Annotated in this window: 21 protein-coding genes; 11 read left to right on the forward strand and 10 right to left on the reverse strand. The window is 69.3% G+C overall.

The window, feature by feature from the left end:
- Positions 1 to 159 precede the first annotated feature (159 nt).
- Positions 160 to 2,946, forward strand: coding sequence for an aconitate hydratase AcnA (gene acnA, locus BLU81_RS24160; RefSeq protein ID WP_172890612.1), 2,787 nt, complete (start codon positions 160 to 162; stop codon positions 2,944 to 2,946).
- 90 nt (positions 2,947 to 3,036) lie between these two features.
- On the opposite strand, the gene BLU81_RS24165 is transcribed toward acnA, so the two are convergent.
- Complete coding sequence (locus BLU81_RS24165) at positions 3,037 to 3,627, reverse strand: sugar O-acetyltransferase (protein ID WP_092546755.1); 591 nt, start codon at positions 3,625 to 3,627, stop codon at positions 3,037 to 3,039.
- Positions 3,628 to 3,658: 31 nt separating this feature from the next.
- Between BLU81_RS24165 and BLU81_RS24170 the strand changes: the two genes are divergently transcribed.
- Both BLU81_RS24170 and BLU81_RS24175 read left to right on the forward strand, forming a co-directional pair.
- A complete protein-coding gene (locus BLU81_RS24170; protein ID WP_157751774.1) occupies positions 3,659 to 4,369 on the forward strand; it encodes a hypothetical protein in 711 nt (236 codons plus the stop codon).
- A gap of 13 nt (positions 4,370 to 4,382) precedes the next feature.
- Positions 4,383 to 4,628: a DUF2630 family protein gene (locus BLU81_RS24175; protein ID WP_092546757.1), complete on the forward strand. Its 246-nt coding sequence runs from the start codon at positions 4,383 to 4,385 to the stop codon at positions 4,626 to 4,628.
- A gap of 45 nt (positions 4,629 to 4,673) precedes the next feature.
- Here the strand turns inward: BLU81_RS24175 and BLU81_RS24180 are convergent, their stop codons facing one another.
- Together BLU81_RS24180 and BLU81_RS24185 are read right to left on the reverse strand one after the other, a co-directional pair.
- Complete coding sequence (locus BLU81_RS24180; RefSeq protein ID WP_092546758.1) at positions 4,674 to 5,573, reverse strand: serine protein kinase RIO; 900 nt, start codon at positions 5,571 to 5,573, stop codon at positions 4,674 to 4,676.
- Between the two features lie 185 nt (positions 5,574 to 5,758).
- On the reverse strand, positions 5,759 to 6,406 hold the full coding sequence (locus BLU81_RS24185) for an HAD family hydrolase (RefSeq protein ID WP_092546759.1): 648 nt from the start codon (positions 6,404 to 6,406) through the stop codon (positions 5,759 to 5,761).
- 165 nt (positions 6,407 to 6,571) lie between these two features.
- Between BLU81_RS24185 and BLU81_RS24190 the strand changes: the two genes are divergently transcribed.
- Entirely contained in the window at positions 6,572 to 7,150 is a 579-nt protein-coding gene (locus BLU81_RS24190; protein WP_092546760.1) for a TetR/AcrR family transcriptional regulator, read from the forward strand.
- A gap of 18 nt (positions 7,151 to 7,168) precedes the next feature.
- Here the strand turns inward: BLU81_RS24190 and BLU81_RS24195 are convergent, their stop codons facing one another.
- Positions 7,169 to 7,534 carry a nuclear transport factor 2 family protein gene (locus BLU81_RS24195; protein WP_092546761.1) on the reverse strand — a complete coding sequence of 122 codons (366 nt, stop codon included), beginning with the start codon at positions 7,532 to 7,534 and terminating at the stop codon, positions 7,169 to 7,171.
- A gap of 113 nt (positions 7,535 to 7,647) precedes the next feature.
- Between BLU81_RS24195 and BLU81_RS24200 the strand changes: the two genes are divergently transcribed.
- The 3 genes from BLU81_RS24200 to mug are packed head-to-tail and all read left to right on the forward strand — an operon-like array spanning position 7,648 to position 9,938.
- Positions 7,648 to 8,412, forward strand: coding sequence for a helix-turn-helix domain-containing protein (locus BLU81_RS24200; RefSeq protein WP_092557570.1), 765 nt, complete (start codon positions 7,648 to 7,650; stop codon positions 8,410 to 8,412).
- Entirely contained in the window at positions 8,393 to 9,154 is a 762-nt protein-coding gene (locus BLU81_RS24205; protein ID WP_092546762.1) for an SDR family oxidoreductase, read from the forward strand. The genes BLU81_RS24200 and BLU81_RS24205 overlap by 20 nt, the downstream gene beginning before the upstream one ends.
- A complete protein-coding gene (gene mug / locus BLU81_RS24210) occupies positions 9,144 to 9,938 on the forward strand; it encodes a G/U mismatch-specific DNA glycosylase (protein WP_197685977.1) in 795 nt (264 codons plus the stop codon). Before BLU81_RS24205 ends, mug begins: the two co-directional genes overlap by 11 nt.
- Positions 9,939 to 10,430: 492 nt before the next feature.
- Here the strand turns inward: mug and BLU81_RS24220 are convergent, their stop codons facing one another.
- From BLU81_RS24220 to BLU81_RS24235, 4 genes are all read right to left on the reverse strand, one after another.
- A complete protein-coding gene (locus tag BLU81_RS24220) occupies positions 10,431 to 12,350 on the reverse strand; it encodes an ABC transporter ATP-binding protein (protein WP_092546765.1) in 1,920 nt (639 codons plus the stop codon).
- 84 nt (positions 12,351 to 12,434) lie between these two features.
- Positions 12,435 to 13,226, reverse strand: a complete 792-nt coding sequence (locus tag BLU81_RS24225; RefSeq protein ID WP_092546766.1) for an enoyl-CoA hydratase/isomerase family protein — start codon at positions 13,224 to 13,226, stop codon at positions 12,435 to 12,437.
- Positions 13,223 to 13,450 (reverse strand): helix-turn-helix domain-containing protein, encoded by a 228-nt coding sequence (locus tag BLU81_RS24230; RefSeq protein ID WP_014441759.1) that lies wholly within the window; start codon positions 13,448 to 13,450, stop codon positions 13,223 to 13,225. Before BLU81_RS24230 ends, BLU81_RS24225 begins: the two co-directional genes overlap by 4 nt.
- A gap of 414 nt (positions 13,451 to 13,864) precedes the next feature.
- Positions 13,865 to 15,469, reverse strand: a complete 1,605-nt coding sequence (locus BLU81_RS24235) for an ABC-F family ATP-binding cassette domain-containing protein (protein ID WP_092546767.1) — start codon at positions 15,467 to 15,469, stop codon at positions 13,865 to 13,867.
- Between the two features lie 205 nt (positions 15,470 to 15,674).
- Between BLU81_RS24235 and ypfJ the strand changes: the two genes are divergently transcribed.
- Positions 15,675 to 16,580 (forward strand): KPN_02809 family neutral zinc metallopeptidase, encoded by a 906-nt coding sequence (gene ypfJ, locus BLU81_RS24240; RefSeq protein ID WP_092546768.1) that lies wholly within the window; start codon positions 15,675 to 15,677, stop codon positions 16,578 to 16,580.
- Between the two features lie 88 nt (positions 16,581 to 16,668).
- Here ypfJ and BLU81_RS24245 read toward each other — a convergent pair whose 3' ends face one another.
- Positions 16,669 to 17,340, reverse strand: a complete 672-nt coding sequence (locus tag BLU81_RS24245; RefSeq protein WP_092546769.1) for an acVLRF1 family peptidyl-tRNA hydrolase — start codon at positions 17,338 to 17,340, stop codon at positions 16,669 to 16,671.
- Between the two features lie 120 nt (positions 17,341 to 17,460).
- On the opposite strand from BLU81_RS24245, the gene BLU81_RS24250 reads away from it, so the two are divergent.
- The gene (locus BLU81_RS24250; protein ID WP_092546770.1) at positions 17,461 to 18,141 is read left to right on the forward strand and encodes a DNA alkylation repair protein; all 681 of its coding nucleotides are present in this window, start codon (positions 17,461 to 17,463) and stop codon (positions 18,139 to 18,141) included.
- 229 nt (positions 18,142 to 18,370) lie between these two features.
- Here the strand turns inward: BLU81_RS24250 and BLU81_RS24255 are convergent, their stop codons facing one another.
- Entirely contained in the window at positions 18,371 to 19,069 is a 699-nt protein-coding gene (locus BLU81_RS24255) for a LysE family transporter (RefSeq protein WP_092546771.1), read from the reverse strand.
- A 632-nt stretch (positions 19,070 to 19,701) separates the two neighbouring features.
- Between BLU81_RS24255 and BLU81_RS24260 the strand changes: the two genes are divergently transcribed.
- Both BLU81_RS24260 and BLU81_RS24265 read left to right on the forward strand, forming a co-directional pair.
- Positions 19,702 to 20,424 (forward strand): histidine phosphatase family protein, encoded by a 723-nt coding sequence (locus BLU81_RS24260; protein WP_092546772.1) that lies wholly within the window; start codon positions 19,702 to 19,704, stop codon positions 20,422 to 20,424.
- Positions 20,425 to 20,476: 52 nt separating this feature from the next.
- On the forward strand, positions 20,477 to 21,763 hold the full coding sequence (locus tag BLU81_RS24265) for an MFS transporter (RefSeq protein ID WP_231953488.1): 1,287 nt from the start codon (positions 20,477 to 20,479) through the stop codon (positions 21,761 to 21,763).

Here is a 21,763-nt window from a genome sequence, read left to right on the forward strand (position 1 = left end):
TCGCGGCGACGGGCTGGGAGGATCGGCGCGTGAGACCCGCCTTGCGAGTTCTAGCAAGACGGACGTACGGTTTACCGAAGACCGCAACCGAGAGTTAGGCATACCTAACCTACAGGTCCTCCTTTCGGTGCGAAAGACTTTGAATTCCAGTCGCTGGGTGTGAAGGAGAAGACGGTGGCCAGCCTCGACACCTTTGGTGCGAAGAGCGAGCTGCGCGTCGGAGACGCGAGCTACGAGATTTTCACGATCGACAAGGTGAAGGGGCACGAACGTCTGCCCTACTCCTTGAAGATCCTCCTGGAGAACCTGCTGCGCACGGAGGACGGCGCGAACATCACCGCCGACCACATCAACGCGCTCGGCAGCTGGGACCAGAACGCCGACCCGAGTGTCGAGATTCAGTTCACCCCGGCACGGGTGCTGATGCAGGACTTCACCGGCGTCCCCTGCGTGGTCGACCTGGCCACCATGCGTGAGGCGGTCAAGGACCTGGGCGGCGACGCCACCAAGGTCAACCCGCTGTCACCGGCCGAGATGGTCATCGACCACTCGGTCATCGCCGACCTGTTCGGCCGGGCGGACGCCTTCCAGCGCAACGTCGACCTGGAGTACCAGCGCAACCGCGAGCGCTACCAGTTCCTGCGCTGGGGCCAGACCGCGTTCAACGAGTTCAAGGTCGTCCCGCCCGGCACCGGCATCGTGCACCAGGTCAACATCGAGTACCTGGCCCGCACCATCATGGAGCGCAACGGCCAGGCGTACCCGGACACCGTGGTCGGCACCGACTCGCACACCACCATGGTCAACGGCCTGGGCGTGCTGGGCTGGGGTGTCGGCGGCATCGAGGCCGAGGCCGCCATGCTGGGCCAGCCGGTCTCCATGCTGATCCCGCGCGTGGTCGGCTTCAAGCTGTCCGGCGAGGCCCCGGCCGGCACCACCGCCACCGACCTGGTGCTCACCATCACCGAGATGCTGCGCAAGCACGGTGTGGTCAGCAAGTTCGTCGAGTTCTACGGCCCCGGCGTCAGCGCCGTGCCGCTGGCCAACCGCGCGACCATCGGCAACATGTCGCCGGAGTACGGCTCCACCGTCGCGATCTTCCCGATCGACGACCAGACCATCGACTATCTGAAGCTGACCGGCCGCACCGCCGAGCAGGTCGCGCTGGTCGAGGCGTATGCCAAGCGCCAGGGCCTGTGGCTGGACCCGGCCGCCGAGCCGGACTACAGCGAGAAGCTCGAACTGGACCTGTCGACGATCGTCCCGTCGCTGGCCGGCCCGAAGCGCCCGCAGGACCGCGTCCCGCTGAACAACGCCAAGCCGATGTTCCGTGACGCCCTCAAGAACTACGTACAGGCCGAGGGCCACGCCGACGAGGCCAGCGCCGAGTCCTTCCCGGCCAGCGACTCGCCCGCCAACGGTGTCGAGGACCCGGCGGACAAGCCGCACGTCTTCAGCGCCGCGAACGGCGCCACCGGCCGCCCGACCAAGCCGACCCGGGTCAAGGGCGACGACGGCGTGGAGTACGAGCTGGACCACGGCGCGGTCGTGATCGCCGCCATCACGTCCTGCACGAACACCTCGAACCCGCAGGTCATGATCGGTGCCGCGCTGCTCGCGAAGAAGGCCGTCGAGCGTGGCCTGACCCGCAAGCCGTGGGTCAAGACCACCCTGGCGCCGGGCTCGAAGGTCGTCTCCGACTACTACGAGCGGTCGGGCCTCACCCCGTACCTGGACAAGATCGGTTTCAACCTGGTCGGCTACGGCTGCACCACCTGCATCGGCAACTCGGGCCCGCTGCCCGAGGAGGTCTCGGCCGCGATCAACGAGGCCGACCTGACCGCGGTCAGCGTGCTGAGCGGCAACCGGAACTTCGAGGGCCGGATCAACCCGGACGTCAAGATGAACTACCTGGCGTCCCCGCCGCTGGTGGTGGCGTACGCCCTGGCCGGTTCGATGGACATCGACATCACCACCGAGCCGCTCGGCATCGGGTCGGACGGCGAGCCGGTCTTCCTCAACGAGATCTGGCCGTCCGCGGCGGAGATCGAGGAGACCATCGCGCAGGCGATCGGCGCCGAGGGCTTCGCCGCCGCGTACCAGGACGTCTTCGCCGGTGACGAGCAGTGGCAGTCGCTGCCCACCCCGACCGGTGACACGTTCGCCTGGGACGAGGACTCCACCTACGTCCGGAAGCCCCCGTACTTCGAGGGCATGCAGGCCGACCCGAGCCCGGTGACCGACATCGCCGGCGCCCGCGTCCTGGCCAAGCTGGGCGACTCGGTCACCACCGACCACATCTCCCCGGCCAGCTCGATCAAGCCGGACTCCCCCGCGGGTAAGTACCTCGCCGAGCACGGCGTCCCGCGGCACGAGTTCAACAGCTACGGCTCGCGCCGCGGCAACCACGAGGTCATGATCCGTGGCACGTTCGCCAACATCCGGCTGCGCAACCAGCTGCTGACCGATGTGGAGGGTGGCTTCACGCTCAACCACCTGACCGGCGAGCAGAGCACCATCTTCGACGCCTCGGTGGCGTACCAGGAGGCCGGCATCCCGCTGGTGATCCTGGCCGGCAAGGAGTACGGCTCGGGTTCGTCGCGGGACTGGGCCGCCAAGGGCACCATGCTCCTCGGTGTCCGCGCCGTCATCGCCGAGAGCTACGAGCGCATCCACCGCTCCAACCTGATCGGCATGGGCGTGCTCCCGCTGCAGTTCCCGCAGGGGCAGAACGCCGAGTCGCTGGGTCTCACCGGCACCGAGACGTTCTCGTTCACCGGTGTCACGGTGCTCAACGACGGCAGCACGCCGAGCACGGTGAAGGTCACCACGGACACCGGTGTCGAGTTCGACGCCGTCGTCCGCATCGACACCCCCGGCGAGGCCGACTACTACCGCAACGGCGGCATCCTGCAGTACGTCCTGCGCAAGATGCTCCGCGGCTGATCCACCCGCTGCGGTGAGAGGCCCGCTTCCCTGGAGCGGGCCTCTCCGCATTTCAAGATCAAATTCCGGCTCGGGTACGGGTGGAGAAGGTCACGGCTGGAATCCCGTCCGGTCAGCCTCGGTGATCTCCCGCAACACGCGCGCCGGATTGCCCACCGCGATCACTCCCGCCGGAATCGGCCGGGTCACCACACTGCCCGACCCGATGATCGAACCGTCCCCGATGCTCACCCCCGGGTTGATGGTCACTCCACCGCCGACCCACACCCGGTCACCGATCGTCACCGGCTTGGCGTAACAGGCACCCGCCACCCGCTCGCCCGCGTCGATCGCATGATTCGACGTGTAGATCCCGACCCGTGGCCCGAACAGCACATGATCCCCGATGGTGATCCCGCCGCCGTCGAGCATCACGCAGTCGAAGTTGGCGTAGAACGCGTCCCCGACACTGATGTTGAACCCGAACTCACACCGGAACGTCGGCTCGAAGTGACAGTCCGTCCCCACCGACTTCAACAACCGGCGCAGAATCTCCTCCCGCTCCATCTGCGGCCGCCCGAAACTCCGGTCGTACTCACCGGCCAGCAGCACGGTCCGCTGCCGAGCCTCGACGAGTTCACTGGTCAGGTCGTTGTACATCCGCCCGGAGAGAATGTGCTCCCGCTGAGTCTCAAGCGTCACCGGGCGACCCTAACGCGACTAGCATCGGTTGATGCCCACTCCTGATCAGATGGTCGTCACCGCGGCCCAGGCGGAGTTGCGCCCGCTCGGCCTTCAGCGCCACAAGCGGACCCGGATCTGGGTGGAGGATCGCGGCTGGTGGCTGCTCTTCGCCGAGTTCGAACGGGCCGGTGCCGAGACGCACGTGGGCGTCGGCGTCACCTGGCTGTGGTCCGGCACCGCGTCCGTCTCGTACGACCTCGGGGGCCGCCTGTACTGGCGGGAGGAGACCGGCGACTTCGCCACCGAACACCCCCGGGACGGGCACACGTGGGTGCGGAGCATCCACTACGCCGACGACGGCCAGTTCAGCACCGGACTGAAACAGATCACCGGCATCGTCCGCCGCCGGGTCGAGCAGTTGCGGCAGGAGATCACGACGCCCGCGTACGTGGCCCGGCTGCTGTCCGCCCCGCAGAGCCGGGTCGGCGCCACCTCCTGGTGGCACACCTTCCACACCGGAGCCGCCGCCGGCCTGAGCGGCGACACCGAGCTGGCGCGCAGGCAGTTCGCCCGGATCCGCCCGGACCGGATGGCCGAGGGGTGGGAACGCGACCTCGGGCGCCGGGCCGCCGCGCTGCTCGCCCTCGCCGACGATCCACCGGAGCTGTACCGGCGGCTGTCGGCAGACATCAGCGAGACCCGGTCCCGGCTCGGCCTGCCGGAAACGCCGCCCGGGACTCCACCGGAACCCCAGTGGTGAATAGGCTTCGGGCATGGATGACAAGACCGTTCTGGGCCGGATCAGCGAGCTGGTCGACGAGGAGCACACGCTCCGCCGCCAGCTGAGTGAGGGTGCGATCTCCACCGACGAGGAGCACACCCGTCTCAAGGACCTGGAGGAGTCCCTCGACCAGTGCTGGGACCTGCTGCGCCGGCGCCGTGCGGCCCGCAGCTCCGGGCATGACCCGGACGCCGAGCAGGCCCGCAGCGTCGACGAGGTGGAGAACTACATCAACTGAGGCTGCGACCGAGGCCGGGATCCGTGGATCCCGGCCCGGACCGCGTCAGCGCAGTCCCGCCTCGTACAACAGGCGGTCGATGAGCTCGTTCTCGTCGACCGCGAGCCCACGTTGCCGGAACCAGCCGGCCACGTTCTTGACGTCCCGCGCGATGAACTCGCCGCCGCGCGGATTGGCGATCACGTCGATGATCTGCGGCAGGTCGATCATGACCAGCCGGCCCCGGTGGACCATCGTGTTGTACGGCGACAGGTCACCGTGCGCCACCTGCGCCCGGGCCAGCACCGACAGCGCGTCGGTCATCTGCTGCCACAGGCCGGCCAGTTCGTCGTGCCCGGCCCGCACCTGGGCGAGCCTGGGCGCGGCCTCACCGGTCTCCCAGTCGCCGATGAACTCCATCATCACCTCGGTGCCGATGAGCTGCACCGGGTAGGGCACACAGACCTGCCCGCCCTCCTGGCCGATCTGCCACAACCGGCCCAGGGCGTCGAACTCGGCGGCCGACCATTGCCCGGCGATCATCTGCTTGCCGAACGTGGTGCGGTTGGTCATCGCCCGCATCTCCCGGGACCGGCGGACCCGGCGCCCTTCGAGATAACCGGCGTCGCGGTGGAAGAGCCGGTGATCGCCGTCGCGGTACCGCTTGGCGGCCAGCATGCTGGTCTGACCGGTGGCGGGCAGATAGCGGCGCACCAGGAAGACGTCGGCCTCTTTACCGGTTTTCAGCATGCCCAGCTCGGTGTCGACCGCGCCGTGTTCGGTGCGGACCCACTCGGGCCGGGGTTCGGGACCGTGCAGGGCACCGTCCCAGGTGGACCAGCGATCGCCCTCACCGGGCAGGTCGGGGTCCTCTTTCAGAGCCGGCTCCAGCCGGCTGATCTTCAGGAAGTCGGTATCGTCGTCGTCGAACTTACGGCGCCCACGGCGCACGGAGTGCTCTCGCACTGGAGGATCTCCTCGGAGAAAGAAGCGTTCTGGGAAGCGGGGACAGCAGGCATCGCAAAGACGGCCATGAGGTCCACCCCCTTCTTTCTCATCGGGTCGCTACAACAGCGCGCCAACTCTGACGGATCTCCGTCGAGCCGCGCAACCTAATTTATTCAGCGGTTCTCTGCTCAGCGGTTCCTTGCTCAGCGCGTCGCCATGATCGCCGAGATGGCCTGGATCACGTTGCCGGCGACGTGGGTCGGCGCGAACCGGTTGTCCACCCAACTGCGCCCCCGGTGCAGCCACACGCTCGGCAGGCCGAGGGCCGCCGCACCGCCGATGTCCGCCTCCGGGCTGTCGCCGACCACCCACGCCCCGGCCAGCCGCATCCGCACCCGCTGGGCGGCCAGCGCGAAGATCCGCGGGTTCGGTTTACTGACCCCGCACTCCTCGGAGATCACCCAGTCGGCGACGTACCGTTCCAGCCCGGTCCGCCGGATCCGGGACTCCTGCTGCTCGGTCGGCCCGTTGGTGACCACCAGCGGCACCAGCCCCGCGTCGGCCGCGATCTCCAGGGCGCAACTCACCATCGGGTCGAGGCGTTCATAGGTGAGCGGGCCGGTCCTCAGCTCGTCGACCAGGTCGATCGTGGGAACGCGCAGCCGGTACCGGTCGCGGATCAGGTCGGCGAGATCCCAGCGCGAGGTCAGACCGTCGGCGTCTACCGAGACCAGCCATTCCAGATCGTCGTGCGGGGCCGAGACCTCATCGAGGAACCCCTTGGCCCACAACCGGAACGCACCGCTGCGATCGAGCAGGGTGTCGTCCAGGGAGAGGAAGACTAGAGGCACGCGCGCACTTTACGTGAGCACTCGGTGTGGCAACCAGCCCAGGACTGTTAACAGCCCGCGGAGAGTCTGACGGAATTCGCATCATCCGATCGTGGGACTCCGGGTAGCTAGGAAGCCGTACGTACGGCTTGCAAGGCGCTCCGGGCCCGTGAAACGATCAGCGGCGTGCCCAGGGTGAGTCAGGACCAGTTGGAAGCGCGCCGCCACGAGATCCTCAGTGCGGCCCGCAACTGTTTCGCCCGCTATGGCTACGGCGGTGCCACGGTCCGCCGGCTCGAAGAGGCCACCGGCATGTCCCGTGGCGCGATTTTCCACCATTTCCGTGACAAGGAGCACCTGTTCCTGGCCGTGGCCGAGGACGACGCCGCCAGCATGGCCGAGACCGTCGCCCGCAACGGCCTGGTCCAGGTGATGCGTGACCTGCTCGCACGAGCCGGCAACAGCGAGGGCGACACGGCCGGCTGGCTCGGCACCCAACTCGAGGTGGCCCACCGGCGGCGGACCGACGCGGCCTTCGCCACCCGGTGGGCCCAGCGCTCCGCGGCCATCGCCGACGCCACCCGCGACCGGCTCCAGCGCCAGCGCGAGGCCGGCGTGCTCCGCGACGACGTCCCGGTCGAGGTGCTCACCCAGTTCCTGGAATTGGCGTACGACGGGCTGGTCCTGCATCTGGCCACCGGCCGCCCGCCCGGCGAGCTGTCCGCCGTCCTGGACGTGGTCGAGGACGCCGTCCGCCGCCACTGACCCCGCTTTCGCTTACCGTCACATACCGGGCGCCTTGTCGATGAAGCCGAACACCTGACGGATCCGGCCCTCGGCGTCCCGCTCGGCCACGTCGAAACCGATCACCAGCGGCTCCTCGCCCGGCCGCCCCAGATGCCAGGTGAACCGCGCCTGGTCGTGGTGCGCGTCGACCGGCCCACCGAGACTGAACTCCAGCCCGGCGAACTGCTCCCGCACCGCCCCGATCAGCGCGTCCAGTGCGTCCCGCCCCTCGACCGCGGCGAGCGGGTCGACGTAGCGGACGCCTGCGGCGAAGACCACATCGACCTCGGTACGCCGTACCGAAGAATCGGCCTCGTTCCAGATCGTCAGGTATCGCTCGATCACTTCGTTGAAGTCGCTCATCCCTCATCCTTCCGCCGTCGTGCTGTCCGGTCCGAGCGTGCCGGGCGGAGGTAGGGCCGTCGATTACCCCGCGGGTAATGGCGGCACCCCCGGACGCTGCCTACGCTGCCGGAATGAGTGCGGTGGGGAAGCTGTTGCGGGGCTGGCGGGACGACCGGCGGATGAGCCAGCTCGCCCTCTCCGGCCGGTCCGGGGTGTCGACGCGGCATCTGTCGTTCGTGGAGACCGGTCGCTCGCGGCCCACCCGGGCGATGCTGCTGCGGCTGGCCGAGGAACTCGACGTGCCGTTACGGGCCCGCAACGAACTGCTGCTCGCCGGCGGTTTCGCGCCCGCCTACCCGGAGTCCGCACTGGACGGTCCGCCGCTAGCCGGGGTGTTGACCGCGCTGCGGCAGGTGCTGACCGGCCACTCTCCGCATCCGGCGGTGCTGGTGGACCGGCACTGGACCATGGTCGACGCCAACGACGCGGTGACCCTGCTCACCGAGGGATGCGCCGCGCAGCTGCTGACCCCACCGGTCAACGTGCTGCGCCTGGCCCTGCACCCGGCCGGCATGGCGCCGAGGATCAACAACCTCGCCCAGTGGCGTACGCACCTCCTGCACCGCCTCGACAAACAGGCCGCCTCCACCGGCGACCCGGTCCTGCGCGAGCTGCGGGCCGAGCTGGCGGGCTATCCCGGCGGCACGGTCCCGGACCACCCCGACGGTCTCGTGGTGCCGTTGCGGTTCGGTGACCTCAATCTGTTCAGCATCACGTCGGTGCTCGGCACCCCGCGCGACGTCACCCTGTCCGAGCTGGCCATCGAGGCCTTCCTCCCGGCCGACCGAGCGACCGCTGTTGCGTTAGGTTCTGGACATGGACCTCGGACTCACTGATCGTGTCTTCATCCTCACCGGGGCGTCCCGCGGGCTCGGTTTCGCCACCGCGCAGGCCCTCGTCGACGACGGCGCCCGGGTGGTCATCTCGTCGCGGGGCGCCGACCGGGTCGCCGAGGCGGTGGAGACGCTCGGCGGCCACTCCCACGCTGTCGGGGTCACCGCCGACCTGTCCGATCCGGGTACGCCCCGCGAGCTGGTGCACGCCGCTCAGGAACGGTTCGGCCGGCTCGACGGCGCCCTGATCTCGGTCGGTGGCCCGCCGCCCGGCACCGCCGCCAGCATGACCGACGACCAGTGGAGCAGCGCGTTCGAGACGGTGTTCCTCGGTTCGGTGCGGGCGGCGCGGACGTTCGCCTCGGCCCTGCCGGAAGGCGGCGCGATCGGCCTGGTGCTGTCCACCTCGGTGCGGGCGCCCTTGGCCGGGCTCGGCCTGTCCAACGGTCTGCGCCCCGGCTTGGCGATGGTCGCGAAGGACATGGCCGACGAGTTCGGCGCCCGCGGCGTCCGGGTGCTGAGCATCCTCCCCGGCCGTTTCATGACCGACCGCAGCCGCGACCTGTTCGCCGCCACCGCCGACCCGGCCGCCGCCGCCGAATCCGTGGCCGCCGCCATCCCGCTACGCCGCATCGGCGAACCCACCGAATTCGGCCGCGCCGCCGCTTTCCTGCTCTCCCCCGCCGCCAGCTACGTGACCGGCGTGGCCATCCCCGTCGACGGCGGCTCCACCCGTGCCCTCTGACCCATCCACCACCACCCCACCGCTCACCGCTACTCCACCGGTCACCGCTGCTCTACCGCTCACCACCACCCCACCGGCCACCGCCACCGCGCCGCTCACCGCCACCGCGCCGCTCACCGTTGCCCCGCCGGCTACCGCGCGGCGAACTCGGCGATCAACCGCCTCGGCCTCGACTGCTGCCCGTCTCACCGTCGAGGCGGCGGCAGCGGTGCGGCGGCCGAGCGCTGCGGAGTTGGCGGACGCGGCCGGGCGGACCGTTCCCGATGTCGCCGGGCCGGACCTGCTGGTGCTGTTCTCCGGGATCAACCCGAGCCTCTACTCGGCGGCGACCGGCCACCATTTCGCGCGCCCGGGCAACCGGTTCTGGCCGGCGCTGCACGGCGCCGGTTTCACCGACCGCCTGCTGCACCCGTCCGAGCAGCACTTACTGCCCGCTCTCGGTCTCGGCATCACGAACGTCGTATCGCGCCCCACCGCCCGCGCCGACGAACTCACCCCCGACGATTTCGTCACCGGCGGCACCCAGCTGACCGAACGGGTAGCCCGTCTGAGCCCTCGTTTCCTGGCGGTGCTGGGCGTGACCGCCTACCGAGCGGCCTTCAAGATCCCGAAAGCCCGAATGGGCTTGCAGCCCGAAACGATCGCCGGTGTCCCGGTCTGGGTGCTACCGAACCCCAGCGGCCTGAACGCCCATTTCCAGCTCCCGGCCTTGATCACCGAGTTCGCGGCCCTCCGCCAGGCAGCAACCAACCCCACCCAGGCCCCACCCCCGAGCAAGTCCTGACGCCGCCACCACCCGCAGCCCGCCACCACCAACCACGCACCATGCACCACCCGCAGCCCACCACACACCGCCCGCCACACACCGCCCGCCGCCCGCCAGCGTGGAGACATAGGGTGCGAATCGCACCACAGCTCACCACACAAAACGCGCCCACCAGCAGCGTGGAGACCTGAGGTCCGATCCGAACCGCAACTCACCACACCAGGCGTGCCCGGTGACAGCGTGGAGAACTGGGACGCGGAACGCACAGTAGGCCGACACGGTGGCGGGAACGGTGGCTATCGGCGGTGCTGGTCGCCGGCGGGGCGGGCAGGCTGGATCCGCTGCTCGTGGATGGCGATCTCTCGACGGAAACGGTCGGCCGATGGATGCCACGCCTCGTCGATCGGGCCCATGATTCCGCGGCCGATGCCCTTACGCCTGACCCAGACCCCGAATCGCGCGAACGCCCAGAGCATCGCCCCGAAGACGGCCGCGAAGACCAGGAACCCGTCACGGCTCGACGATAATCGATGGAGGGGTCACGATCTCGTCCTCGCGGTGTGATGCCGGGGCCGCCCCGGCGAACTGCGTCCGGTACAGGCTGGCGTAGAGCCCGCCCGCCTCGACCAGCTCCTCGTGCCGGCCGCGCTCGACGATGCGGCCCTGGTCGAGCACCAGGATCTGGTCGGCTTCGCGGATGGTGGAGAGCCGGTGCGCGATGACCAGTGCGGTGCGGCCCCGCAGCGCCTCGGTGAGGGCCCGCTGCACGGCCGCCTCGGATTCGCTGTCCAGGTGCGCGGTGGCTTCGTCGAGGATCACGATCGACGGCTGTTTCAGCAGCACCCGGGCGATGGCGAGGCGCTGTTTCTCGCCACCGGAGAACCGGTAGCCCCGCTCCCCCACCACCGTGTCCAGGCCGTCGGGCAGTGCTCGCACCAGGGCGGCGACCCGGGCCCCGGTCAGAGCGGCCCACATCTGTTCCTCGGTGGCGTCCGGCCGGGCGTACCGCAAATTGTCCTTGATCGTCTCGTGGAACAGATGCGAGTCCTGGGTGACGACGCCGACCGTGTCGCGTAATGAGCCGACGGTGGCGTCGCGGACGTCGACGCCACCGATCAGGACCGCGCCGCCGGTGACGTCGTAGACCCGGGAGAGCAGCATCGACAGGGTCGACTTGCCGGCGCCGGACGGCCCGACCAGGGCGATCATCCGCCCCGGCTCGACGGTGAAGTCGATGCCGGCCAGGACTTCCGGGTTCTCGGTGCGGTCCAGCGCGGTCACGTCTTCCAGGGTGGCGAGCGAGACCTGGTCGGCGCTGGGATAGCGGAACCGCACGTCGCGGAACTCGATCCGGCCGGAGCCGGGTGGGATCGCGACGGCATCGGGTTTCTCGGTGATGCCGGGTCGCAGGTCGAGCACTTCGAAGACCCGGTCGAAGGAGACCAGCGCGCTCATCACGTCGACCCGCACGTTGCTGAGAGCGGTGAGTGGCCCGTAGAGGCGGGTCAGCAGCAGCGCCAGGGTGACGACGGTGCCGGCCGAGACGTCGCCGGTGACGGCCAGCCAGCCGCCCAGACCGTACGTCAGAGCCTGCGCCAGGGAGGCGACCAGCAGCATCGCCACGAAGAAGGTGCGGGAGTACATCGCCTGCTGGACGCCGATGTCGCGGACCCGGGACGCCCGGTCGCCGAACCGGGCCGCCTCGACGTCGGGCCGGCCGAAGAGTTTGACCAGCAGCGCGCCGGAGACGTTGAACCGCTCGGTCATCGTCGCGTTCATCTTGGCGTCCAGGTCGTAGGACTCCCGGGTGATCTCGGCGAGCCGTTTCCCGACCCGGCGGGCGGGCACGATGAACACCGGCAGCAGCAACAGCGACAGTGCGGTGATCGGCCAGGACAGGGTGAACATCACCCCGGCGGTGAGCACCAGCTGGATGACGTTGCTGAGCACCCCGGAGAGGGTGGACGTGAAGGCCCGCTGGGCGCCGACGACGTCGTTGTTGAGCCGGCTGACCAGGGCGCCGGTCTGGGTGCGCGCGAAGAACTGCAACGGCATGCGCTGCACGTGGTCGAAGACCCGGGTCCGCAGGTCGAGGATGATCCCCTCGCCGATGCGTGCCGAGTACCACCTCTGGGCGAGCGACAGCAGCGCGTCGACGACGGCCAGCCCGCCGATCACCAGCGCCAGCCGCACCACCGTCGCGGCCGCACCGGCGCCGGCCTCGGTGATCGTGTTGATCACCTGGCCGGCGAGCAGTGGCGTGGCCACCCCGATGCCTGCCGCGAGCACCACGGTCAGCAGGAAGACAGTGATGTCGCGTTGATACGGCACGGCGAACCGGATGATCCGCCGGGTGGTGCCCTGGCGCACCTGATGCCGGTTGACCCGATCCGCGTTCTGGATCGAGCGCAGCACTGTCCAGCTGGACATGTCACCTCCCGGGCGTCATTCGACGAGCAGACCGAAGTCTGCCTCGTGGGTATGACAAACCCGGGAGGTGATCTACTCCCCGACTTATTCTCCGGAACCCAGCAGATCGCTGAGCCGGCGTGTCTGGGCCTCGCGCTCGGCCCGGTCCTGCTCCGCGTACGACCGCAGGGGCGCACCCTGGAGCAGGGCCTTGATCTCGGCGACCGCGCCAGTGTCCGCCGCCAGCACCGCGGCGGACAGGTCGGCCACCGCGGTGTCGAGTTCGGCCCGGGGGACCACGGCCGTCGCCAGGCCGATCCGGTCCGCCTCGACGGCGGTGATCCGCCGGCCGGTGACGCAGATCTCCAGTGCACGGGACGGGCCGACCAGTTCGGTGAGCCGTTTCGTGCCGCCCAGATCGGGCACCAGCCCGAGGGTGACCTCGGCCATGGAGAACTTCGCGTCGTCGGCGAGGACGCGCATGTCACAGTTCAGCGCGAGCTGAAACCCGGCACCGATCGCGTGTCCTTGCACTGCGGCAATCGTCACAAAGGACGGACTGCGCAACCAGGTGAACGCGGTCTGGAACCCGGCTATCCGATCGGCACACTCGGCCGCGGACAACTGTGCCAACCGGGACAGCGAAGAATCGCCGCCGCCCTTCGCCACCGACAGATCCAGGCCGGCGGAAAACGCGCGTCCCTCGGCCCGGACAATGACGACCCGTACGTTCCCCGGCAATTTCCGGGAAATGTTGCCCAGCTCAGTCCACATCGGAGGTGTCTGGGCATTGAGAACGTCGGGCCGGCACAACGTCACCGTCGCTACCGGCCCGTCCTGTTCATAGCGAACGCCTACTTCGTCGGTCCCGCCCCGCCCGGCGTTGCCGGCCGTCACGCCTTCTTGCGGCGGCGGGCGCCGCCACGCTGGCGCAGCTGCACGCCAGACTCGGTGAGCACGCGGTGCACGAATCCGTAGGAACGCCCGGTGGAAGCGGCCAGCGCGCGGATGCTCTCGCCGGAGGTGTAACGCTTCACCAGGTCCTTGGCGAGCGACTGTCGCTCGCTACCGACGATTCGACGACCCTTCTCAGTACTGGTAGCTGTGCCAGTGGCTGCCATCTTGAATCCTCACGTCGCAGACAGTGCGGTCAGATACGGTCCCACCTATTACACCGTCTCGAACGATCATGCGCCAGGTATCTAGCCCCCGCGAACGTGCCCATTTATTACTGTCAGGAACTTGACGGTTACCACGGGCATCAATGTCAGGCAGTTTGCCGGCAGCCACTCCGCGCGCATTTCCGGACTGGCGGGCCGCCTCCCAAGACCATCGATCACCTGCGAAAACACTCGATCGAGGGGAGGCCCTCGATCGCTCCGGAGAGTGCTGTGATCGCTCCATGGCGTAACACTCGACCTTGCAGGCTATCGCTGGCCGAGTGCCCGACCTGTTCTGAAACGCCCGAACATCGCACTGTCTGTGTGGGCACCAGTTGACAACTGAGGATCGACGATGATCGGGCGTGCCGAACCCTAGGCGAGCTCGACGAGTTCCAGCATGTCGTCGCTCCACGAGTCCTCGTCGCCGTCCGGCAGCAGGATCGCGCGGTCCGGCTTGAGCGCCTGCACACACCCGGCGTCGTGGCTGACGAGCACGATCGCACCCGGGTAGTTGGCGATGGCGTCCAGCACCTGTTCCCGGCTGACCGGGTCGAGGTTGTTCGTCGGCTCGTCGAGCAGCAGTACGTTCGCGCCGGAACAGACCAGGGTGGCCAGGGCCAGACGGGTCTTCTCACCGCCGGACAGCACCCCGGCCGGCTTGTCCACGTCGTCGCCGGAGAACAGGAACGCGCCCAGGATCTTCCGCAGCTCGGTGTCGTTCTGCTCGGAACCGGCACTGCGCATGTGGTCCAGGATCGTCCGGTCCACGTCCAGGGTCTCGTGCTCCTGGGCGTAGTAGCCCAGCCGCAGCCCGTGCCCGGCCCGCACCTCACCGGTGTCCGGTTCGAGCAGGCCGCCCAGCATCCGGAGCAGGGTGGTCTTGCCGGCACCGTTGAGGCCGAGGATGGCCACCCGCGAGCCACGGTCCACCGCCACGTTGACGTCGGTGAAGATCTCCAGCGAGCCGTACGACTTGGAGAGCCCCGCCGCGGTCAACGGCGTCTTGCCACACGGGGCCGGATTCGGGAACCGGACCTTCGCCACCTTGTCGGACGTGCGGACGTCCTCCAGGCCACCGAGCAGCTTCTCGGCACGGCGTGCCATGTTCTGCGCGGCGATCGTCTTGGTGGCCTTCGCCCGCATCTTGTCGGCCTGTGCCATCAGGGCACCGGCCTTCTTCTCCGCGTTGGCCCGCTCGCGGCGGCGACGGCGCTCGTCGGTCTCCCGAGCTTCCAGGTACGTCTTCCAGCCCATGTTGTACATGTCGACGACCGACCGGTTGGCGTCCAGGTACCACACCTTGTTGACCGCGGCGTCGAGCAGCTCGACATCGTGGCTGATCACGATCAGGCCGCCCTTGTGCTGTGCCATGTAACCGCGCAGCCAGGCGATCGAGTCGTGGTCCAGGTGGTTGGTCGGCTCGTCCAGCAGCAGGATGCCCTTGCCGTTCTGCCCGGAGTTGGCGAACAGGATGCGGGCCAGTTCGATCCGGCGGCGCTGGCCACCGGAGAGGGTGCCGATGGTCTGGGCCAGGGCACGTTCGGGCAGGCCCAGGTTCGCACAGATCCGGGCGGCCTCGGCCTCGGCGCCGTACCCGCCCAGGGCGGAGAACTGGTCCTCCAGGTTGCCGTAGCGCCGGATCAGTTTGTCGTCGGAGCTCTCCTCGAGCTGGATCTCCAGCTTCTGCATCTCGGCGAGGATGGTGTCCAGACCACGGGCCGACAGGACCCGGTCGCGGCCGGTCACGTTCAGATCGCCGGTCCGCGGGTCCTGCGGAAGGTAACCGATCTCACTCGTCCGCTCGACCTCTCCCGCGTACGGAACCCCTTCTCCGGCCAGAACCTTCAGCGTGGTGGTCTTGCCCGCACCGTTGCGGCCGACCAGGCCGATCCGGTCGCCGGGCTGCACACGCAGCGTCGTCGGGGAGATGAGGATGCGCGCGCCGGCGCGAAGTTCCAGTCCGGTGGCGGTGATCATGTGATTTTCTCGCTCTCGGTGATTCGGCTGACTCGGGGCGCAGAAAAGCGCCGGCCATCGGATTGACGGTCGGCGCCGGGGCAGGTCAGCCTTCGCAGAGCAGCACGCCGCCATACTACCGGGCACTCCCTCCGACCTCCCACTCGATTAGCTCGCAAGATCATCGGGTACACGCCCGGCAACCCGTGGTGAAGGTGAGACGAATATGGAACTCAACGAGCGCGCCGACATCGACACCAGTCAGATCGAGGACGGCCGTGGATCAGGTGGAGGCGGTGGCGGCGGTGGTCTGCCGATCGGTGGCGGCGGTCTTGCCGGCATCGTGGTGACGCTGATCATCGCCGTGGTCGGCGGCTACTTCGGGATCAACACGCTGGGTGGGGGCGGCGGCGAGTCGACCGGGCAGCCACTCACCCAGTGCAGCGACGACGCCCAGAAAGTCCAGGTGCTGGAGTGCCGTAACGGGCTCTATGTGACGTCGATCCAGAACTACTGGGCGAAACAGCTCCCGGACTCGTTCGGCGAGCAGTACCAGCCTGCCAAGACCCACCTCTTCTCCGGCAACGTCAACACCGCCTGCGGCGCCGCTGACTCCGGTGTCGGCCCGTTCTACTGCCCCGCCGACGACAAGGTGTACATCGACCTCACCTTCTACCAGGTGCTCGCGAAAGACCTCGGCGCCCCGGGCGAGTTCGCGCAGCCCTACGTGCTGGCCCACGAGTACGGCCACCACATCCAGGACGTCCTCGGCACCGAGGCGGAGATGCGCCGCCGCCAGGAACGCGACCCGGACTCGGCCAACCAGGAGTCGGTCAAGCTGGAACTGCAGGCCGACTGCTACGCCGGCGCGTGGGCGCACTCCGCGTCGAGCACCACCGACAAGGACGGCGACAAGATCTTCACCAGCCTCACCGACGCCGACGTCCAGGAGGGCATCCAGACCGCCGGCCAGATCGGCGACGACGCCCTCCAGGGTCGCGGCGGCGGCGAGGTGAACCCCGAACAGTTCACCCACGGCACGTCCGAGCAGCGGCAGAAGTGGTTCCGGGTCGGCTGGGAGTCCGGCGACCCGAAGCAGTGCGACACCTTCAAGGCCGGCGCAGTCACCTGACCCACTCAGTTGCAGTCACCTGACTTCACTCTGGCGGGGTCGGCTGACCCGCTCAGGTGCGGTCGGCTGACCCGCTCCCCCGCAGTGGTCAGCCGATCGCAGTCCCCGGCCGGTGCCCTTCGGCGCCGGCCGGTTCGTGGATCAGGACCGGCACGGCCCGGGCCGCCGCCACCGCCGACACCAGCACCGCATGGCGTGGCTCAGGGACTTCCAACATTCTTTCGGTACGCAACGCGACCACCGCCGCCAACTGGGGCACCGACAGGATCGCGTCCACAGCCGTCCGGTCTCCACCGGTGACGACCGCCACCAGCGACCGCACCTCCGGAAGAAGAATGCGTCCCACGATCCCGGCCCCGTCGGACGCCGCCGCCTTGGCCTGATTGTCCCGCCGCCGCGCGAACCGCTGCTGCGACCAGCCACCCGCGGCCGTCCGCCCCTGCACGTAGTTCCGGTCCACCTTGGACACGATCAGCTCTGCCCCGTCGGCGATCCCCACCGCGACCGCCCCCTTACGGGCCAGCAGCAATCCCAGCCTGCGCGGCGCACCGGCCTGCTCGATCAGCTCGGCGATCGTCCCCACCGGCCCGGCTCCCGGCGGCGGATACAGCGTCGCCGTCGCACCGTCCCCGCCGATCAGGGTCAGACCCTCTTCCCGGTACGAGTCGTGCCGCGCCCCGAAATTGGCCAGCCACCGCGACAACCGCCCCGGCGCGACATCCACCCACTTCCCGCCGCCTGCTGCTGCTCGCTCGCCCACACCCCCACCCTACGACCCGCCGAACCACCTCCGGCCGTTGTCCACAGACCGCCCGCTGCTTCCTCCGGTTGTCCACAGACCGGCGGAATCCTGTCGTGGCCCGGTGGCAGGATGCGGGGCATGAGCGACCTCACCGTGGTCCTGATGGACCGTCTCACCAGCGCGTTCGAGGCCGCCCGCGATCCGGCACGAGCGGTCGGGGCGGCCGCTTACCTGCGCGACCAGTTCCCGTTCCTCGGCCTGACCAGCGCGGTCCGCCGGGCTCAGGCCCGAGTGGCGCTGAAGGGCCTGCCGAAACCCACCGAGGCCGATCTCCGCGAGGTGGCGCTGGCGTGCTGGTCCCGCGAGGAACGGGAGTTCCAGCAGTTCGCCTGCGACTATCTGACCGCCCACATCAAGACCCCCGGCCCGGGCTTCCTGACCACCACCGCCGAGTTGATCACCACGAGATCCTGGTGGGACACAGTGGACCCGCTGGCAACGCACGTGGTCGCCGGGCTGGTCCGCCGCCATCCGGCACTGACCACCCGGATGGACGAGTGGTCGATCGCGGACGACATGTGGCTGGTCCGCACCGCGATCCTGCACCAGTTGCTCTACGGCCCGGCCACCGACACCGAGCGCCTCTTCGGCTACTGCGCCGCCCAGGCCGGCCACCAGGATTTCTTCGTCCGCAAGGCGATCGGCTGGGCTTTACGGCACTACGCCCGCACCGACCCCACCGCGGTTCGCTCGTTCCTGACCGCCCACGCCGACCACCTGTCCCCACTCTCCATCCGGGAGGCCGCCAAGCATCTGTGACGACCCACCCCGCCTTCGCCCTCAAGGCCGGCCTTCACCTCATGGCCACCAGAGCCAGCCGAGCCCATCAACCAGCCCGCGGCTTCGGCGGCGGCGTCGGCGGCGGCGTCCTGCTGTCCGGGTCGCCTCACCTCGATAGCCCTCTCGCCGCCTGAGACGAGTGGCACCTCGCCGTTGGCGGCAGCGAACTCATGAGTATTGCGGTGACCAGATGCGAATAGGGCACCTGTCAGGCGGTTAGGAGCAGGTGCAGGGCGAAGCTGGTGATCACGAGGCTGGAGACCAGGGCGGTGATCAGGCGGCCTCGGTCGCTGGTCAGGAGACGGCCGATCAGGGAACCGCCGCCGGCTATGAGTAGCTGCCAGCTCGCTGAGGCCAGGAAGGCACCGGTGACGAACCAGCCGCCACCAGCGCCTAAGGTACCGGCGCCCGAAGCCGTAGCACCCGAAGCAGTTGCGCCAGAGGCAGCGGCGACCGAAACGCCGCCATCGGCTCCGCCTGCATCGCCGACCGCGCCGCCGCCCACGACCAGGGCCGCGAAGTAGATCACGGTGGCCGGGTTCAGCAGGGTCAGGCCCAGGACTCCCAGGTAGGCGCGGAGAGGTGTGGCGGGGCGTTCATCGCGTTCCTTGACTCCGGAGCTGCGGATCGCCGTCCAAGCCGTCCAGGCTGCCAGGGCCAGGAGGACCGTCGCGCCGGTCCAGCGCAGTGGTTCGGCGATCGGTGCGACCACGCGCGCCACGGCTGCCCCGCCGGCGACCGCCACCAGGGCGTAGATGCCGTCCGCGGTGGCGGCACCCAGACCGGCTGCCGCGCCGACCCGCAGGGAGATTCGCGCGCTGAGACCGACGATGAGCACTCCGATGCCCCCGACGGGCACGGCGATCCCGTAGCCGGCGATCACACCGGCCAGGAATGCGCCGTTCATGACCGCTGCCGAACACCCGCCGTCTCGCCGGCGGCCGGCTGCTGTCGCGCGGCCCGTTCGGCCACGACGACAGGTACGGCGGGGAAAGGCTTCTTCTCGGTCACGCCCGCCATCATCGAACTCCCGGCTGCCCCGACGCCACCCGTTTTCCGCTGGCGATCCAGGCCCGGCCACTCAGCTGGCGATCCAGGCCCGGCCGCTCATTCGCGTCCGCAGACCAGCCAGCCCTGACCGCCTGGGGTCCGTAACGCGAACGGCACAGTCCCACGTCTGGGGCCGGCCTGACAGCCAGGACCGGTGAGCGGCCGAAGGGACTGGCTGAGAGAGACGGCCGCAGGGAAGCCGGAGAGGGAAGGACCGACCGGACGGAGAAAGCGGGTGGAAGGGGCCGGACTGGTGGTCTGGTCGCAGAGCGGTGGAAGGGGCCTGGTGGGTGCCTGTTCGGGGCCGCGTAGGTACTGGTGGAACGGCAGGCGAGGGCTTCGGGATGGGGTGAGGGAGTGCCCGCGCACGTCCGGATGGGGGCTGCGGATGCAATGGCAGGTCTTTTCGTGCGGTTGGTGAAGTTACTTGATGCTTCTTGGTGAATTCGGAACGTGACCGTCGGGTGGTCGGGTGGGTAGGGTCCGATCATGGTCGCTGAACTGATTCTGGTCCGGCACGGGCAGAGCCTGGCCAACGTCGCCTTCCCGGCCGCTGACGCGGAAGGGCTGCTGGAGGCGGCGGTGAGCGGGCCGGACGCCGAGATCCCGCTCACCGGGCTCGGGGAGGAGCAGGCCGCCGCGGTGGGCCGCTGGCTGGCGGGACTGCCTGCGGAGCGCAGACCGGAGGTGGTGATCACGTCGCCGTATCTGAGGGCGCGGGAAACGTGGCGGATAGCCGCCGAGACGGCGCGGGAGACCACGCGGACAACCGCTGAGGCGCCGGGGCTCGCGCTGCCGGAGCCACGTACCGATGATCGGCTGGTCGACCGGCTGATGGGTGACCTGGAGTTGCTGACCCGGGCGGCGGTGCGGGCCCGGTTCCCGGAGGAGCCGGCGCGGCGGGCGGCGGCGGGCGAGTTCGAGTACGTCCCACCGGGTGGCGAGTCGTTCGCGGACATCGCGGTGCGGCTGAAGTCCTTCCTGGACGATCTGCACGCCGATCACCCGGGGCGGCGGGTCGTCGTGGTGGCGCATGACGCGGTGGTGCTGATGATGCGGGCGGTCGTCGGGCAGTTGAGCTGGGACGATGTGCTGGCGGTGGAACGAGAGTCGGGCAGCGTACGCAATGCTTCGATCTCGGTCTTCGTCAGTGGGCCGAGAGGGCTCACGCTGGACCGGTACAACACGGTCGACCACCTGCCGCCGGCGTGAAACGCGGCCAGGCATCGATGATTATCACTGCCAAGAATGTCGTGTCCGGACGGTGCCTCACCCCTACGGGCCGGCCCGCCCGCGCCGAGCGGTGAACCGCCAGCTCGGTGCGCTCCTGACCGCCGAGGCGATCTCCATGCTCGGCAGCCGGATCACCTTCGTGGCCATCCCGTGGCTGGTTCTGACCACTCAGGACTCCGCCCTGCTCGCCGGGCTGGCGGGGCTGGCCGAGATGCTGCCCTACGTGCTGGCAGGGCTGCTCGGCGGCCCGATCGTCGACCGGGTGGGCCCGCGGCCGACGGCGGTGGCCGCGGACACGGCGAGTGTTCTCGCGGTGGCCGGCATTCCGCTGCTCGGCTGCCTGGAGGGGGTGTCGCTGGGCGCGCTGCTGGCGCTGATCGCGCTGGCGGGGGCGCTGCGCGGGTTCGGTGACGCGGCCAAGCGGGCCCTGCTGCCACGGACGATCGCCGCGGCCGGCCTGTCGACCGAGCGGGGCACCGCGTTGTACGACGGGGTCTGCCGCGCCTCCACCCTGCTCGGGCTGCCGCTGGCCGGTGTCCTGATCGCGGCGTTCGGGGCGGAGACGGTGCTGCTGTTCGACGCGTTCTCGTTCGCGGCAAGCGCGCTGGTCATCGTGACGACGGTCCGGGTCGGCCGGCCGGACGCGGCGGCGGTGGCCGAGTGCGAGGAACAGGGTTATGCGGGGGCGTTACGGGACGGTTTCCGGTACGTCAGTTCCGACCGGCTCATCCTCGGGGTGATGTCGATGCTGTTCGTCACGAACATGTTCGATCAGGCGTTCGCCACCGTGTTCGTGCCGGTCTGGGTTCGGCAGGGCCCGCACGGCCCGGCCGCGCTCGGGGTGATCGGCACCGCGTTCGGGCTGGGGGCCGTAGCCGGCAACATCATCTACACGCTGCTCGCGCCACGGCTGCCCCGCCGCCGTACTCTCGCGATCTGCTTCTTCCTGGGTGGCCCGGCGCAGCTGCTGGCGCTGGCGCTGACTGATCGGGTGTGGATGGTCCTGACCGTCGCGGCTCTGGCTGGTGCTCTGATGTCGACGGTGAACCCGATCCTGATGACCGCCGTCTACCGGCGTATCCCGACCCGTCTGCACGGCCGGGTGATCAGTGTGCTGATCGCGGTGTCGTGGGCGGGGATCCCGTTCGGCGGGGTCGTCGGCGGCTGGGCCACCGACCTGCTGGGTCTGCGGAACGCCGCGCTGGCCGCCGCCATCGGCTACCTGACCGTCACGGTGGCACCGTTCCTCTTCCCGGCCTGGCGTGAGCTGGACGAACATCCGCAGCGGGACACCAGGCCGGCGATAGCGACCGCTTGA

Source organism: Actinoplanes derwentensis (assembly GCF_900104725.1).
GTDB lineage: Bacteria > Actinomycetota > Actinomycetes > Mycobacteriales > Micromonosporaceae > Actinoplanes > Actinoplanes derwentensis.